Source organism: Pseudomonas helleri (assembly GCF_009600315.1).
Lineage (GTDB): Bacteria > Pseudomonadota > Gammaproteobacteria > Pseudomonadales > Pseudomonadaceae > Aquipseudomonas > Aquipseudomonas helleri_A.
The window spans coordinates 1-272 of the sequence record NZ_WIWC01000163.1 but is presented as its reverse complement, the minus strand read 5'-3'; the positions used below and the strand labels follow the sequence as shown (position 1 = coordinate 272).

Annotated in this window: 1 pseudogene; it reads right to left on the bottom strand. The window is 47.8% G+C overall.

Annotated features, from left to right (window positions below):
- Positions 1-249: pseudogene (locus GHN86_RS23220) on the bottom strand (SEL1-like repeat protein); the annotation flags it as partial.
- Positions 250-272 lie beyond the last annotated feature (23 nt).

The window sequence follows — 272 nt, the reverse complement described above, 5'->3', positions numbered from 1 at the left end:
ATGGTCTCTCTCTGCTGAAAGTATTGGCCAGCGAAAGGCTTGCTCAAAGTTGTGCACGTCCTTATTGGTCAGATACACTTGGCTTAAGTTATGTTGAGCCAACATGTGGCCCTGATTAGCAGCCAATAGATACCATTTGATAGCTATGTGTACTGCCTGTGGCCCGTAGTTACCATTGTTATATATATAACCGAGGTTGTGTTGCGCGTCGGCATAACCTTGCTCTGCTGATTGCAAATACCATCGCATGGCGTGGTCCTCACTCTGCGGGG